This window comes from Roseomonas mucosa ATCC BAA-692, from assembly GCF_000622225.1.
Lineage (GTDB): Bacteria > Pseudomonadota > Alphaproteobacteria > Acetobacterales > Acetobacteraceae > Roseomonas > Roseomonas mucosa.
In genome coordinates this window covers 330,117-344,469 of sequence record NZ_JHWD01000001.1, presented here as the reverse complement: position 1 = coordinate 344,469, position 14,353 = coordinate 330,117, and the positions used below count along the sequence as shown (strand labels likewise).

Genomic DNA, 14,353 nt, shown 5'->3' with positions numbered 1-14,353 from the left:
GCCGGATCGCTCCGGCGGGCCCTTTCCATATTCCCGTGGGGATCCGGCTTTTCAGGCCGCCCGCAGCGCCTTGGGCAGCTCGGCCACGGAACGGTCCACCAGCGCGGCATCGGCCCGGGCGTCGAACTTCTCCGCGATGACGTCGCGCGCGGCCTGGGTGGCAACCTCGGCGGCGGTGCGGCGCACCTCGGCCACGGCGCTCGCCTCGGCGGCGGCGATGCGGTCCAGGGCCATGCGCTCGCTACGCTTGGCACTGGCCTCGGCCTCGGCCATGGCGGCCTTGGCGAGGCGCTCGGCCTCGGCCTTGGCGCGGGCGATCATCTGCCCGGCCTCGGCGGCGGCGGCGGTGCGCTCGGCCTCGGCCTGCTGGCGCAGCGCCTCCGCCTCGGCGCGCAGGCGTCCGGCCTCATCCAGCTCGTTCCGCACGGCCCTGGCACGGGCGTCGAGCATGCCGGCGAGGCGCTGCCAAAGCATCCGCCCGGTCAGCACGACGAAGAGGACGAAGGCGACGCCGACCCAGAACTTCGGGTCGAGCCAGAAATGCTCGTAATGGTGTGCCATCAGGCCTGTCCTCGCGCCGCGATCTGACGGTCGACGGCCTGCGCCACGGCCGCCTGGTCCTTGATGCCGGAAAGGGTCTCGACCAGCGCCGTGGCGGCATCGGTCGCGACCTCGCGCAGCGCGCCCATGGCGGCGTCGCGGGCCTGGTTGATGCGCGCCTCGGCCGAGGCGATCTGCTCCTGTAGCCGGGCATTCAGCGCCTCGGCCCGTGAGGCGGCCTCGGCATTGGCGGCGGCCACGGCGGCGCTGATGCTGTCCTGCGCCTGGGCGCGGGCCTGCTTCGTCGCGGCCAGATGCGCGGCATTGGCCTCGTCGGCCTCGGCCTTGGCCGCGCGCGCGGCCTCCAGGTCGGCACCGATGCGCTGGCGCCGGCTGGCCAGGACCTCGCCCACCGGCGGCAGCAGCCACTGGTAGCAGACCAGCACGAAGAGGCCGAAGATGACGAAGAGCCAGACGACCTGGGCCGTGGTCAGCGGGTTGCCGAAGTCGAGCTGCGGCATGCCGCCCTTGCCTTCGGCCTGGGCCTTGGCATCGTGGTAGTCGGCGCGGTCCTGGGCAGAGCCGATGGCGTGCGCGCGGTCGGAATCGGAAAGCGGGGCCCCCGTCGTCTGCGGCAGCTGGCTGGGCAGAGCCACGGTGCCGGAGGGGGTGGAATGGGGCGCGGCGGGCGCGGAGGGAACCTGTGCAACGGCGAGCACCGGCAGGAGAACCAGCGCCGCGGCCAGCGCGGTCGTCTTGCGGCGGATCATCACGGCTCCTGAAGGAACCGGTGCCGCGGGGACGGGCCCCGCGGCACCAGGGGGTGTCAGGTGAAGAGGATCAGGAAGGCGATCAGCAGGGCGAAGAGCGCCACGGCTTCCGTCAGGGCGAAGCCCAGGATGCCGATCGGGAAGACGGTGTCGCGGGCGCCGGGGTTGCGGGCCACGCTGCTGATCAGCGAGGAGAAGATGTTGCCGATGCCGAGGCCGACGCCGAAGAGGGCGATGACCGCGAGGCCGGCGCCGAGGGCCTTGAAGGCGCCGAGGTAGGCGACAGGATCGTTCATCGAGAAGTTCTCTTTCCTTGTCTCAAGGGGAAGGGGACGCGCTGTCTTTAGTGCAGGTGCACCGCGTCGTGGAGATAGATGCTGGTCAGGATCGCGAAGACATAGGCCTGCAGGAAGGCGACCAGCACCTCGAAGCCGATCAGCGCGACGTTGACCGCCATCGGCAGCAGCGCACCGAGGAAGCCCAGCGCACCAAAGGAGCCGATCAGCACGACGAAGGTGGCGAAGACCTTCAGCATCACGTGCCCCGCGACCATGTTCGCGAAGAGACGGATGGAGAGGCTGATCGGGCGGGACAGGTAGGAGACGATCTCGACCGGGATGATGATCGGCGCCAGCCAGAGCGGCGCGCCCTCGGGGAAGAAGTAGCCGAAGAACTTCCGGCCATGCAGGACCAGGGCGATGATCGTCGTGGTCAGGAACACCAGGACCGCGAGGCCGAAGGTCACCGCGATGTGGCTGGTATAGGTGAAGGCATAGGGGAACAGGCCCAGCATGTTCCCGAACAGGATGAACACGAACAGTGCGAAGACGAAGGGGAAGTAGCGGCGCCCCTCCTGCCCGACCTGTCCGATCACGAGCCCTTCCACGAATTCGTAGAAGATCTCCGCCAGCGCCTGCAGCCGTCCCGGCACGACCGCACGGCGGCGCATCCCGAACAGCATCAGGGCGGAGATCAGGCCGACCGCGAGCAGCATATGGGCGGTGGACTGGGTGAACCCGACAGCGCGGCCGACAGGCCCCAGCACGGGGATGAGCTCGAACTGGCTCAGCGCGTCGATCGTCTTGCCTTCAGTCGCCAAGGCCCTGCCCTCATTCAGCGGTCGCGCCCACGCCCCGGGGAAAGAACGCGGTAAAGATTCAGCACCCCGGCGGCGCCGCCCACAAGGAAGAAGACCAGCAGAAGCCAGGGGGACGTGCCGAACCACCGGTCCAGCGCCATGCCGATCACGGTGCCGACAATCAGGGCCGAGACCAGCTCGGCACCGATCCGCAGCCCCAGACCCCACACGCCTGCCGGCAGCCCTCCCTTTCCCTTTTCAGGGTCGGGATCCAGGCCCTGCTGGGCCCGGGCTTTCCGCAAGCGGTCGTCGAAGTCGCCGTGCTTTACCACCCTCGCTCCCTGCGGGCCTAACCCCCGGAAGGCAATGGGCTCGTAAGGAACCGTTCACACGGTGTCAAGCTGAGACGAAACCGCCGGACTGCCGCTCCCACAAGCGCGCATAGGCTCCGCCGCGGCCCAATAATTGCGCATGCGTGCCCATCTCCGCGATGCGCCCGTGTTCCAGCACGACCAGACGATCGAGCCGCGCGATGGTGGACAACCGATGCGCGATGGCGATCACGGTCTTGCCCTGCATCAACCGCTCCAGCTGTTCCTGGATCGCCGCCTCCACCTCCGAATCGAGCGCGCTCGTCGCCTCGTCCAGCACCAGGATCGGCGCATCCTTCAGCAGCACGCGCGCGATGGCGATGCGCTGCCGCTGCCCGCCGGACAGCTTCACGCCGCGCTCGCCGACATGGGCGTCGTAGCCGGTGCGGCCGCGCCAGTCCTCCAGCCGCGCGATGAAGCCATCCGCCTGGGCCTGCCGTGCCGCCGCCGCGACCGCCGCGTCATCCGCATTGGGGCGGCCATAGCGGATGTTGTCGCCGACCGAGCGGTGCAGCAGCGCGGTGTCCTGTGTCACCACGCCGATGGCTGAGCGCAGCGACTCGGCTGTCACCGCGGTAATGTCCTGTCCATCGATCAGGATGCGCCCCGAATCGGGCTCGAAGAACCGCAGCAGCAGGTTGATGGCCGTGGTCTTGCCGGCGCCGGAATGGCCGATCAGCCCGATCCGCTCGCCCGGCGCGATGGTCAGGTCGAAGCCGTCCAGCACCGCCTGCCCTTCCCGCCCATAGCCGAAGCGGACCTTGTCGAACCGCACCTCGCCGCGCGTGACCACGAGCTCCTTCGCCTCCGGCGGATCGGGCGCGGTAGGCGGCACGGCGATGGAGGCCATGCCCTCCTGCACCACGCCGATATTCTCGAAGATCGAGGAGACGTTGAAGGCGACCCAGCCGGAGATGTTCACGATCTGCCAGGCCATGGGCAGCGCCGTGGCCACGACGCCGAGCCCGATCTCGCCCCGCGTCCAGAGCCAGATCGACAGCGCCGCCATTCCCGTCATCAGCAGCGCGTTCAGCGAGGACAGCAACAGCCCGTTCAGCGTGACGATGCGGGTCTGGCGCTGGAAGCGGTCGGTGAGCTGGTTCAGCCCCTCGCCCACGAAGTCGTCCTCGTCCCGCGCCCGGGCGAAGAGCTTCACGGTCAGGATGTTGGTGTAGCTGTCCACCACCCGCCCGGTGAGCAGCGAGCGCGCCTCCGAGGCCCGCCGCGCCCGTTCCCGCAGCCGCGGCACCACGAGGCGGAGCTGCACCACGTAGAGGCAGAACCACAGCAGAACTGGCAGCGCCAGCCGCCAGTCCGCCGAGACCAGCCAGAGCACCGCCCCGCTGGCATAGACCAGGATGTACCAGACGGCATTGACGCCGGAGACGATGCTCTCGCGCAGCGCCGGCCCCGCCTGCATCACCCGCGTGGCGATTCGGCCAGAGAAATCCTCCTGGAAGAAGGCCCAGCCCTGCCGCACCACATGCCAGTGCGCCTGCCACCGGATCATCCCGGTGAAGCCCGGCACCACCGCCTGCTGCACCACGAGGTTCTGCATCAGGATGGAGGCCGGCCGCACCAGCACCAGCACCAGCGCCATGCCGAGCAGCGGCCCCCAGGCCTCGGCGAAGAGCCGCTCCGGCGGATGGGCCTGCAGCAGCGAGATCACCCGGCCGATGAAGATCGGGATCAGCGCGTCCAGCAGCGCCACCCACATCCCCATCACGAAAAGCAGCAGGAAGACGAGCTTCGCCTGCCTGGCATAGTGCCAGTAGAATCCCAGCAGCGAGGGCGGCGGCGCCCCCTCCGGCACCGGCACGCCCAGGAAGCGCGCGGCCTTCTCCCCCGGATTCGCGGCCGGGTTCACCAGGCTTTCGAAGAAGCGGAACATCGCGGGAACAGGACGCCCGCGCGGGGAGTCGGGTCAACGCACAAGGCGTTCATGTTCCCCAGGGGGTGCCTGTGGCCCGGGCGGGAAGGCGCCGCCCTCCCCCCGGGCCTGAGGCGCAACGACCGTTCAGGCCGTCGCCTGGGCCACCATCTCCACCGCTCGCGACAGGTCCACGCTGAGCAGGCGGGACACGCCGCGCTCCTGCATGGTGACGCCGTAGAGCCGGTGCATGCGGGCCATGGTCAGCGGGTGGTGCGTGACCACCAGGAAGCGGGTGCCCCCTTCCGCCATCGCGTCCAGCAACCCGCAGAGGCGCTCGACATTGGCGTCGTCCAGGGGGGCGTCCACCTCGTCCAGCACGCAGACCGGGGCGGGCTGGCACCTGAACACGGCGAAGATCAGGGACAGCGCGGTCAGCGCCTGCTCACCGCCCGAGAGCAGCGAGAGGGCGGCCAGCCTCTTGCCCGGCGGCTCGGCGAAGAGTTCCAGGCCGGCCTCCAGGATATCCTCCGACCCGACCAGGGCCAGATGCGCCCGCCCGCCGCCGAAGAGCCGGGTGAAGAGCGCCTGGAACTCCGCGTTCACCTTGTCGAAGACGGCGCGCAGCCGCTCCCGCGCCTCGCGGTTCAGGTGGCCGACCGAGCCGCGCAGCTTGTGGATCGCGGTGGCGATGCTGTCGCGCTCGGCATCCAGCCCGGCGAGGCGTGCCTCGATCTCCGCCACCTCGCCCTCGGCGCGCAGGTTGACCGGACCCATCTCCTCGCGCTCCCGCGCCAGGCGCTCGGCCTTGCGGCGGGCGCGTTCCTCGGCGGCTTCGGACAGGTCCTCGGGTGCCTCGGGCAGCACCGCCTCGGGGCCCAGCCGCTCCGCGATTCGGGCCATCAGGGCGCGGGCGGCGTCCTCGGCCCGCTGCACTGCGGCATCGGCGGCGAGGCGGGCCTCGCGGGCGGCGGCATGGGAGGCTTCGGTGCGGTGCCGGGCCTCGGCCGTGTCGCGCACCGCCTGCTCCGCCTCGGCCAGCTTGCGGGCGGCCCCGGCATGGGCGGCTTCGGCCTCGGCCAGGATGCGGGCGGAGGCCTCGCGGCGGGAACCGGCGGCTTCCGGCGCCTCGGCGGCCTCGCGGCAGAGGCGGCGGGCCTCCTCGGCGCGACGCTCCAGCTCGGCGAGGCGATGGCCCGCTTCGGCGGCGCGATCCGACCAGCCGGCGCGCTCGGCTCCCAGGGCCTCGCGCCGGGCGCCGATCCGCGCGGCCTCGGCGTGCAGCGCGGCCGCCGCCTCGCGCAGACGGGCCTCCGTGCCGCGCGCCTCGGCCAAGGTGGCGCGGGCGGCCTCCAATGCGGCGCGGGCGGTCTCCACCGGCACCTCGCCGGCGCGTCCCGCGATCTCCAGCGCCGCCTGAGCCTCGGCCTGCTCGGCCAGGGCGCGCTCGATCTCCGGCAGCAGCGCGGCGAGGCGGCTTTCCGCCCGCGCCGCATCGGCGGCCAGCCGGTCGCGGGCGGTGCGGGCGGCATCCAGGCTCAGCCCGGCCTCGCGCCGGGCGGCGCGGGCACCGGCCTCGGCGGCCCCGGCCCTGGTCTCGGCGGCACGGGCGGCGTCGCGGGTGCGGGCAGCCTCGCCGGCATCCGGCAAGGCGGCGAGCGCCGCTTCGGCCACCGACAGCGCGGCCTGGGCGGCGTCCAGCTCGGCGGCGGCCTGTTCCAGCCGCGGCGCCAGCGCGGCCTCGCGCCCGGCCACGGCGGCGGTCTCGGCGGAAAGACGGGATTCCCCGGCGCGCGCCCTGGCCAGCCGGGATTCGGCGGCGCGGCGCGCCTCGCGGCTGCCGTTCTCGCGGGCGATCGCCTCGCGCTCGGCCGCCTCGGCCACCAAACGGGCCTCCCGCGCACCGGCGGCCCGGTCCTGGGCGGTGGCGAGGTCGGATTTCAGCGCCCGCAGGCGGTTGCGGCGCTGGAGGCGGACCGCGGCGGCGCTCGGCGCCCCGGCGCGGACCGTGTAGCCATCCCAGCGCCAGAGCCCGCCCTCGGCAGAAACCAGGATCTGCCCGGGAGCCAGCGCGGGTTGCAGCGCCGCCCCATCCGCCCCGTCCGGCAGCAGCCCGACCTGGGACAGCGCGCGGCGCAGCGAGGCCGGTGCCTCCATCAGACCGTCGAAGCCACGCACCCCGACCGGCAGAGGCATGGAGCCCGAAAGCGGCGGCAGCTCGCGCCAATGGCGCGGCGCCCCGGAGCCGGCGGCGGCTTCCAGCGCCTCGCCCAGCGCGGCGCCCAGCGCCACTTCCAGGCCGGGCGGCACGGCGGTCGCGTCTAGCAGCGGCGTGTCGCCCTTGCCGGCCTCGGAGCGCAGCAGCGCCTCCAGCCCCTGCGCCTCCGCGGCGAGCAGCGCCTGCCCCGCCTCCGCCTCGCTGGCGGCCTCCCGGGCGCGGGCCAGGGCGGCACGGGCGGCCTCGCGGGCGGTCTCGGCCTCGCGCGCCGCCTCGGTGGTGGCGGCATGGGCGGCCTCGGCCCCGGCGAGCTCCTCCCGCGCGGCTTCCAGCACCCCTTCGGGCAGGCGGGCGGCGGCGATCCGCGCCTGCTCGGCGGCGAGCTGCTCCGAATCCCGGCGCGCCCGGTTCAGCCGCGCCAGGGCGGCGTCGCGGTCGCCCGTCGCGCGCTGCAGGGCGGCGGCGGCAGAATCGGCACGAAGCCGGGCAGCGGCATGGGCCTCCTGCGCCGTGACGCGGGCGGCTTCGGCCTGCTCCAATGCGGCATCGGCGGCGGCACGCGCGGCCTCGGCCTCGGCGAGCCTCGTCTCGGCAGCCGGCAGCGCCTCGGGCGGCGGGATCACGGCCTCGGCCTCGCCGCGTTCGGATTCCAGCCGCGCCAGGGCCCCGGCGGCCCGGTTGGCGCGCGCCTCGGCGGCCTCGCGGGCGGCGCGGCGATGCGCCTCGTCCGCGGCGGCGGCGGCGGCTTCCTCGGCGGCGCGCTCGGCGGCGCGGCCGGCCTCGTCCAGCGCGGCGCGGGCCGCTCCGGCCTCCGCCTCGGCCGCTGCCAGCCGGGCGGGCATCGCCCCGGCCTCGGCCGCGAGCCCGGCCTCCTCGCCGCCCAGCCGGGCCAGCGCCTCGTCGGCGGCGCGGGCGGCCATGGCGGCGCGTTCCAGATCCTCCTGCACCTGCCGCAGCCGCGCCCCGGCGGCTTCCAGCGCGGCGCGGGCGCGGGATTCCTCGGCGGAAAGCCCCTCGGCCTCCACCCGGCGGCGTTCCAGCAGCGTGCGGGCCAGGGCCTCGGCCTCGCGCGGCGCCGGCAGGGCGTTGGTGGCGGTATGGGCAGCCACGGCGGCACGCGCCGCTTCCGCCTCGGCCGCCTGCAAGGAGGCCTGGGCCTGGGCGCGCTGGCCACGCGCCAGATGCAGCTCGGCCTCGCCGCGCCCGGCCAGGATGGCCAGCCACTCGGCCTCTGCCTCGCGCGTCAGGCCGGACAGGTTGCGGTAGCGCGCGGCCTGTTTCGCCTGCCTGCGCAGCCCCTCGCGCTGGCGCTCCAGCTGGGCGCGCAGGTCCTCGGCGCGGGACAGGTTGCCCTCCGCCTGGCGCAGCTTCAGCTCCGCCTCGTGGCGCCGGGCGCGCAGCCCGGCGATGCCGGCGGCCTCCTCCAGCACCTGGCGGCGGTCCTCGGGCCTGGCGCCGATCAGCGCCGCGACCTTGCCCTGGCTGACCATGCCGGAGGCGCGCGAGCCAGTGCCGAGATCGGCGAACATCGTCGCCACGTCGCGCCCGCGCACCTCGCGCCCGTTGATGCGGTAGCCGGTGCCCTCGCCGCGCTCGATGCGGCGGATGATCTCCAGCTCCGTCACCTCGGCATTCGGCGGCGGGGCGAGGCCGGCGGCATCCTCCAGCCAGAGCGCGACCTCGGCATGGGAGCGGGCGGCGCGGGTGCTGGTGCCGGCGAAGACCACGTCGTCCATCCCGGCGCCGCGCATGGCGCGGGCGTTGGATTCGCCCATGGCCCAGCGCAGCGCCTCCACGACATTGGACTTGCCGCAGCCATTCGGGCCGACGATGCCGGTCAGGCCGGGCAGGACCTCGACCGTCTGCGCCTCGGCGAAGGATTTGAAGCCGGCGATGCGCAGGCGGGTGAGCGTGGCGGAACGCAGGGCGCGTTCCGTCGCCTCGCTGTCCCGGGAAGAGGTGCGGGTGGTGCCGCCCTCCTCCCCGTCACCCCCTTCATCGCCGGGCAGGGCGCGCGGCGAAATGGAGTCCATCCAGGAAACGATCCTTGATCTCTGGGACCTGTGGTCCGTCAGCCGGGCGTGGCCTGCTTCACCAGCTCGGCGAAGCGCTCGAAGGGAATCTCGCCCGGCACGGACTTGCCGTTGAAGACGAAGGTCGGCGTGCTGTTCACGTTGAACTCCTTCTCGCCCTGCTGCCGCATCTCCATGATGGCGCGCTGCAGGTTGCGGTCGTTCACGGCGGCGTCGAAATCGGCGCGCGACATGCCGGCCAGCGCGGCGATCTTGGCCACTTCGCCCAGGTTGTCGATGCCGCGCGCGAAGGCCCAGCGGTCCTGGTTGGCGAAGAGGGCGCTGACGAAGCCCTCGTAGCGGTCCACCGGCAGGGCGCGGGCGGCACAGGCGGCGGCGAGCGCCAGCTGGTCCAGCGGGAAGTCGCGCCACACCATGCGGGCCTTGCCAGGTTCGACCAGGTCGGCCTTCACCTTCGGCCAGACCTCGTTGTGGAAGCGGGCGCAATGCGGGCAGGTGAGGGAGAAATACTCGATCACCGTCACCGGGGCATCCGCCTTGCCCGCGCCGCGCTCGGCCATGCGCGGGTCCGGCGTCGCCGGGGCGGTGTTGGCGGGGGCGCCAGCGGGGGCCGGCGTCTGGGCATGGGCCGGGCGGAGCGCCAGCAGGACCGGCGTCCCCAGGGGGATACCGATAGCCGTGGCCGCGAGCATGCCGCGTCGGGAAATCGTCATGATGGATCGCTCCGCTTGCCGTCAGCGCTTCCGATAGACGCCCTGGGCCATTCTTTCCAGCGCCGCCCGGAGATCCGGATCCTGCACCCCCGCCAGGCGCTCGGCCAGCTCCCCCGGCAGGGCGGCCGGATCGCGCGGGGTGGCGGGCCGCGCCGCCCGCCCCGCCGGGGCCTGCTGCACGAAGCGCAGCGCCTCCACGGCGATGCTGCCCAGGGCGGCATTGATGCGGCCCATCAGCTGCGGGCCGAGATGCTGCAGCTCCATGGCCATGGGGCCGGAACAGGCGATGGTCAGCGTGCCGCGGGCGAGGCGCAGCGGCTGCGTCACGGCGGCGAGCTGCGGGCCGACGATGGCGGGCCAGTCCGAGATCAGGCTGGCCCCGGCGGGGCTGCGGCGGCGGAAGACCGGGCGGGTGATGGGCGGCAGGACGTTGCCCAGGGGACGCAGCCCGGCTTCCGGCCGGCGCGGCGCGAAGGGGCGGGCCGCTGGCCCGGCAGCGGCCTGGGGGGGCGCTCCCCCGGGGATGGCGGTGCCCGCCGGCGTGTTGCCTGGCTCCGCCTTCTGTCCCGCCGGCGGACGCGCCCTCGGAGCCGCTCCCATCTGGGCCACTCCCATCTGGGCCACTCCCTGCCCCGCCGCCTGCACAGCCTTGGGCTGACCATCCTTCACGCCCCGCCGGGCCGCCGGCTTAGCCCCCTCGGGGCTTGATCGTCGGCACGTCCCACCCTCCTTTGCCACCCGATGCATCCCCCTGCCCCTGAACTTCTCGACTGGTACGACCGCCACCGGCGCAGCCTGCCCTGGCGTGGCGAGCGTGATCCATACCGCATCTGGCTCTCGGAGGTGATGCTGCAGCAGACCACCGTGGCCGCGGTCGGCCCGCGCTATGCCCGTTTCCTCGCCCGCTTCCCCGATGTCGAGGCCCTGGCCGCCGCGCCCTGGGAGGCGGTGGCGGCGGAATGGGCGGGCCTCGGCTATTATGCGCGGGCGCGCAACCTGCACGCGGCGGCCCGGGCGGTGACGGCGCGCGGCGGCTTTCCGGACACCGAGTCCGGCCTGCGCGCCCTGCCCGGCATCGGCGCCTATACCTCGGCCGCCGTGGCCGCCATCGCCTTCGGCCGCCCCACCGTGCCGGTGGACGGCAACGTGGAGCGTGTGGTGGCCCGGCTCTTCGACATCCGCGACCCGCTGCCCGCGGCCCGGTCCCGCCTCGCCAGCCTGGCCCGCGCCTTCATGGAGCAGCCCGCCGCCCGCGCACGACCGGGGGACTTCGCCCAGGCGCTGTTCGACCTGGGCGCCACGATCTGCACCCCGCGCCGCCCGGCCTGCGCCCTCTGCCCCTGGCGCGGGCATTGCGCCGCCCAGGCCGCCGGGGTGCAGGACAGCTTGCCGGTCAAGGCGCCGAAACCGGTGCGGGGGCTGCGCCAGGGCATGCATTTCCTGCTGCGCGACGGCGGCGGGCGCCTGCTGCTGCGGCACCGCCCGCCGCAGGGGCTGCTGGGCGGCATGCCCGAGATCCCCGGCACGCCCTGGCGCGAGGGGGAGGCCTGGAGCGAGGCCGAGGCCCTGCCCCACGCGCCGCCGCTCGCCGCCGAATGGCGCCTGCTGCCCGGCGTGGCCCGGCACGGCTTCACCCATCTGGAGCTGGAGATGCGCCTGCTCTCGGCGCGGCTGGCCGCCTCGCCCCCGGCGCCGGAGGGATTCTTCTGGCTGGCGGAGGAGGAGGCGCGGCGTGCCTTGCCCAGTGCCATGGGGCGGCTGCTGGCCCTGGAAAGCCTGGCCGCCGCCATTACCGCCCCGGCTTCGGCCCCGATCGCGGCTCCGCTTGCGGGCGAGGCCCCGGCCGTGGCACCAAGGGCGGTCCCGGCCCGGGGGCGCCCGCGCGGCGCCGCCGGGACCGGGCTCCCGAAACGCCGGACGAAATCATGAACGCTCTTCTGACCCAGGCCCGGTCGCGCGGCGGCCTTCTCTCCTTCGCCCGCTTCCTGGGCCTCGCCCTGATCGGCTCTGGCATCCTGGCCGCCTCGGCGCAGGTCACCGTGCCGATGTGGCCGGTGCCGGCGACGCTGCAGTCGCTCGCGGTGCTGCTGCTCGGCGCCCTCGGCGGCTCCCGCCTCGGCGCCGCCAGCGTGGCGCTCTACCTTGCCGAGGGCGCGATGGGCCTGCCGGTCTTCGCCGGCGGCGCCACCGGCCTCACCGCCTTCGCCGGGCCGACTGCCGGCTACCTGCTGGGCTTCCTGCCCGCCGCCTGGATCGCCGGGCAGGCTTCCGGCTCCTGGCTGCGCGGCGCCCTGGTGCTGACCGTGGCGCATCTCGCGCTCTTCGTGCCGGGCGTCGCCTGGCTGGCCGGCTTCGCCGGCTGGGAGAAGGCGCTGATGGCCGGCTTCGTGCTGTTCATCCCCGGCACGCTGGTGAAGACCGGCCTCGCCTTCGCGGCGCTGCGGCTCGCCCGCCGCCAGGGCTGACCGCCACGGAACGGCCTCGTCCGGGAGCGTGCATCCGCGCTCCGGACCGGGGCATTCGCGGTGAACGGATGGGAACCGGGAATGCCCCCGGTCTTCCGCAAGGGCGCCGGGCAGGGAGATGTTGCCCGGCGCCCCATACGGACCGGATGTGGGCCCGTCCACATCCGGCCGGGCCGCGCGCCCGGGGAGGGGAGCGCGGCCTGCCGCCCCGGGATGGAGTTCCTCCACCCCGGGGCGATCCTGCGGCGCCGGCATGACCGCGCCCGCGGCCACCCGGCGCCCGTGATCCGAGGCGCCGTCAGCCCGGCAGGCGTTCCCGCACCAGCGCCATCAGCCCGCCCACATCCGGCACCTGCGCCGCCGCCTCGGGCGGGATCTCGACGCCGAAGGCGTCCTCCAGGTCCATCAGCAGGTTCACATGCGCGACCGAATCCCAGCCGGCGACGTCGGCGGCGGCCAGCCCCGCGTGGAAGGCGCCGCGGAAGCCCGGGAAGGCCCGGCGCAGCACCGCCTCGAAGCGCGCGGCCAGATCGGCCTCCGCGGTTCCAGCCATCATCGCGTTCCTCTCATGGCGCGCCCTCGCCGCCGGCCTGCAGGAAGGCCGCACGGTTGAGCGCGCGGCTGATCTTGCCGCTGGTGGTCTTGCGCAAGGCGCCGGGGGGCAGGCGTCCGACATGCACCGGGTTGACGGCGAAGCGCTCGCCCAGCACGGCGCGCACCGCGCGACCGGTGGCCACCTCGTCCTCCGGCACGCCGTCCGCCGCCTCGTAGAGCACCACGATCTGGTCGCTGCCGATGCGCTCGTCGGGGATGGAGAAGACCACCGCGCGCCCCGGCTTGATCGCCGGCACGGCGGCCAGCGCCGCCTCCAGGTCCGGCGCCACCAGGTTGCGGCCGCGATAGATCAGCACGTCGTCGAGGCGGCCCAGCACATAGAGCTCGCCGTCATGGAGGAAGCCGAGATCGCGCGTGCGCAGCCAGCCATCGGCGAAGCGCTCCTCGCTCAGCGCCGGCTCGCCGTAATAGCCGTCGAAGAGGCAGTCGGAAACGATCAGGATCTCGCCCAGATCGTTGCCGGCATCCCCCACCGGCAGGAAGCGCAGCGCGCAGCCCTCGATCGGCCTGCCGCTCGACACCAGTTCCACCGCGCCCGGCATGCCGGGCAGGACGGGCACGACATGCCCGGCATCGAGCGCCGCACGGTCCAGCAGCAGGCGCGCCGGACCCGCGGGGCGCGATGCCCCATCCTCCCGTCGCGGGCGCAGCGGGCTCTGCGTCACGGCGAAGACGTTCTCGGCCAGGGCGTAGCAGGTGTGCAGCGCCTTCGGCGACAGGCCATGCGGGGCGAAGGCGTCGAGGAAACGGTCCATCGAGGCGGCGCGGCAGACTTCCGAGCAGTTGACCACCGCGCGCAGGCCGGACAGGTCCAGCGCCGCGCCGCGCAGCCGCCGCGCCGCGCCCGCCAGGTGATCGAAGGCGAAGTTTGGCAGCCAGAGCAGCGTGGCGCACTCCGCTTCCGCGAGGCGCAGGACCGAGAGAGGATCGGCCAGCCATTCGAAGGGATCAAGCGCCAGCACCGGCATGGCCGCGACGAAGGGCAGCACGGTGCAGGCGATCAGCCCCATGTCGTGATAGAGCGGCAGCCAGCTCGCCACCTTGTCGCCCGGCTGCAGGTCCAGCGCCGCGCCATAGGCCTCGGCCTGCCGCACCAGCGCGTCATAGCCGAGCATCACGCCCTTCTTCAGCCCGGTCGTGCCGGAGGAATGCTGCAGCAGCGCCAGGTCCCCCGCCACCGGCTGCGGCACGGGCCGCCGCGCGGTGTGGTCGTCCAGCGCCGAGAGCGCGCCGAAATCCAGCGCCGGCACGCCGGTCTCGCCCAGCGCATCGATCGCGGCACCGAGGCCGCAGACCAGCCCGGGCCGGATGCGCGCCACCAGTATGCGGTGCGCCTCGCGCCAATGGGCGGCATCCTGCTTCGCGGTGGGCGGCGGCATCACCGAGGGCACGGCCCCCAGGAACTGCGCCGCGAAGAAGCTGACATAGAGGTCCGCACGCGTGTCGGAGAAGATCAGCACCACCTGCCCCGGCCGTAGCCCGGCGCGGCGCAGCGCCACCATCCGCGCGGCGATGCGCCGGCCCAGCTCGGCGAAGCCCAGCGCCTCCGTCCCGGAAGCGCGGTGGAGCAGCAGCGCCGTTTCCCCGGGGCTTTCGTCCAGCGCCAGGAGGAAGCCGGCGAAGTAGAGGGCCCGTGGGGAATCCGCCACCGCCTGCGGGTCGGGTGACATGGCCGGCTGC

At 74.0% G+C, this 14,353-nt stretch carries 13 protein-coding genes; 2 read left to right on the top strand and 11 right to left on the bottom strand.

The annotated features are described in order from the left end of the window. Positions 1-51 precede the first annotated feature (51 nt). From BT98_RS0101630 to BT98_RS22845, 9 genes are all read right to left on the bottom strand, one after another. Positions 52-561, bottom strand: a complete 510-nt coding sequence (locus tag BT98_RS0101630) for a F0F1 ATP synthase subunit B family protein (protein WP_019459608.1) — start codon at positions 559-561, stop codon at positions 52-54. Beyond that, positions 561-1,310, bottom strand: a complete 750-nt coding sequence (locus BT98_RS0101625) for a F0F1 ATP synthase subunit B family protein (protein ID WP_019459607.1) — start codon at positions 1,308-1,310, stop codon at positions 561-563. Before BT98_RS0101625 ends, BT98_RS0101630 begins: the two co-directional genes overlap by 1 nt. A 56-nt stretch (positions 1,311-1,366) precedes the next feature. Further along, positions 1,367-1,606 (bottom strand): ATP synthase subunit C family protein, encoded by a 240-nt coding sequence (locus BT98_RS0101620; protein WP_019459606.1) that lies wholly within the window; start codon positions 1,604-1,606, stop codon positions 1,367-1,369. 47 nt (positions 1,607-1,653) lie between these two features. Next, positions 1,654-2,409 carry a F0F1 ATP synthase subunit A gene (locus tag BT98_RS0101615; protein ID WP_027297131.1) on the bottom strand — a complete coding sequence of 252 codons (756 nt, stop codon included), beginning with the start codon at positions 2,407-2,409 and terminating at the stop codon, positions 1,654-1,656. Positions 2,410-2,423: 14 nt separating this feature from the next. Continuing rightward, positions 2,424-2,720: an AtpZ/AtpI family protein gene (locus BT98_RS0101610; RefSeq protein WP_026032942.1), complete on the bottom strand. Its 297-nt coding sequence runs from the start codon at positions 2,718-2,720 to the stop codon at positions 2,424-2,426. 64 nt (positions 2,721-2,784) lie between these two features. Beyond that, positions 2,785-4,650 carry an ABC transporter ATP-binding protein gene (locus BT98_RS0101605; protein WP_019459603.1) on the bottom strand — a complete coding sequence of 622 codons (1,866 nt, stop codon included), beginning with the start codon at positions 4,648-4,650 and terminating at the stop codon, positions 2,785-2,787. A 126-nt stretch (positions 4,651-4,776) separates the two neighbouring features. Further along, positions 4,777-8,880 (bottom strand): chromosome segregation SMC family protein, encoded by a 4,104-nt coding sequence (locus BT98_RS0101600; RefSeq protein ID WP_081798510.1) that lies wholly within the window; start codon positions 8,878-8,880, stop codon positions 4,777-4,779. A 38-nt stretch (positions 8,881-8,918) separates the two neighbouring features. After that, positions 8,919-9,593, bottom strand: coding sequence for a thioredoxin domain-containing protein (locus BT98_RS0101595; RefSeq protein ID WP_019461928.1), 675 nt, complete (start codon positions 9,591-9,593; stop codon positions 8,919-8,921). Positions 9,594-9,614: 21 nt separating this feature from the next. Then, entirely contained in the window at positions 9,615-10,193 is a 579-nt protein-coding gene (locus BT98_RS22845) for a DUF721 domain-containing protein (RefSeq protein WP_085977418.1), read from the bottom strand. 141 nt (positions 10,194-10,334) lie between these two features. Between BT98_RS22845 and BT98_RS28340 the strand changes: the two genes are divergently transcribed. Together BT98_RS28340 and BT98_RS0101580 are read left to right on the top strand one after the other, a co-directional pair. Next, the gene (locus BT98_RS28340) at positions 10,335-11,522 is read left to right on the top strand and encodes an A/G-specific adenine glycosylase (RefSeq protein ID WP_019461930.1); all 1,188 of its coding nucleotides are present in this window, start codon (positions 10,335-10,337) and stop codon (positions 11,520-11,522) included. Then, positions 11,519-12,058: a biotin transporter BioY gene (locus tag BT98_RS0101580; RefSeq protein ID WP_019461931.1), complete on the top strand. Its 540-nt coding sequence runs from the start codon at positions 11,519-11,521 to the stop codon at positions 12,056-12,058. The genes BT98_RS28340 and BT98_RS0101580 overlap by 4 nt, the downstream gene beginning before the upstream one ends. 298 nt (positions 12,059-12,356) lie before the next feature. On the opposite strand, the gene BT98_RS22840 is transcribed toward BT98_RS0101580, so the two are convergent. Together BT98_RS22840 and BT98_RS0101570 are read right to left on the bottom strand one after the other, a co-directional pair. Then, positions 12,357-12,611, bottom strand: coding sequence for an acyl carrier protein (locus tag BT98_RS22840; protein ID WP_162175642.1), 255 nt, complete (start codon positions 12,609-12,611; stop codon positions 12,357-12,359). Positions 12,612-12,624: 13 nt separating this feature from the next. Beyond that, on the bottom strand, positions 12,625-14,343 hold the full coding sequence (locus BT98_RS0101570; protein WP_019461933.1) for an AMP-binding protein: 1,719 nt from the start codon (positions 14,341-14,343) through the stop codon (positions 12,625-12,627). Positions 14,344-14,353 lie beyond the last annotated feature (10 nt).

Coding starts and splice junctions, on each gene's coding strand:
- BT98_RS0101630 (WP_019459608.1), bottom strand. CDS start 561: ATGGCACACCATTACGAGCATTTCTGGCTCGACCCGAAGTTCTGGGTC.
- BT98_RS0101625 (WP_019459607.1), bottom strand. CDS start 1,310: ATGATCCGCCGCAAGACGACCGCGCTGGCCGCGGCGCTGGTTCTCCTG.
- BT98_RS0101620 (WP_019459606.1), bottom strand. CDS start 1,606: ATGAACGATCCTGTCGCCTACCTCGGCGCCTTCAAGGCCCTCGGCGCC.
- BT98_RS0101605 (WP_019459603.1), bottom strand. CDS start 4,650: ATGTTCCGCTTCTTCGAAAGCCTGGTGAACCCGGCCGCGAATCCGGGG.
- BT98_RS0101600 (WP_081798510.1), bottom strand. CDS start 8,880: ATGGACTCCATTTCGCCGCGCGCCCTGCCCGGCGATGAAGGGGGTGAC.
- BT98_RS0101595 (WP_019461928.1), bottom strand. CDS start 9,593: ATGACGATTTCCCGACGCGGCATGCTCGCGGCCACGGCTATCGGTATC.
- BT98_RS22845 (WP_085977418.1), bottom strand. CDS start 10,193: ATGGGAGCGGCTCCGAGGGCGCGTCCGCCGGCGGGACAGAAGGCGGAG.
- BT98_RS28340 (WP_019461930.1), top strand. CDS start 10,335: ATGCATCCCCCTGCCCCTGAACTTCTCGACTGGTACGACCGCCACCGG.
- BT98_RS0101580 (WP_019461931.1), top strand. CDS start 11,519: ATGAACGCTCTTCTGACCCAGGCCCGGTCGCGCGGCGGCCTTCTCTCC.
- BT98_RS22840 (WP_162175642.1), bottom strand. CDS start 12,611: ATGGCTGGAACCGCGGAGGCCGATCTGGCCGCGCGCTTCGAGGCGGTG.
- BT98_RS0101570 (WP_019461933.1), bottom strand. CDS start 14,343: ATGTCACCCGACCCGCAGGCGGTGGCGGATTCCCCACGGGCCCTCTAC.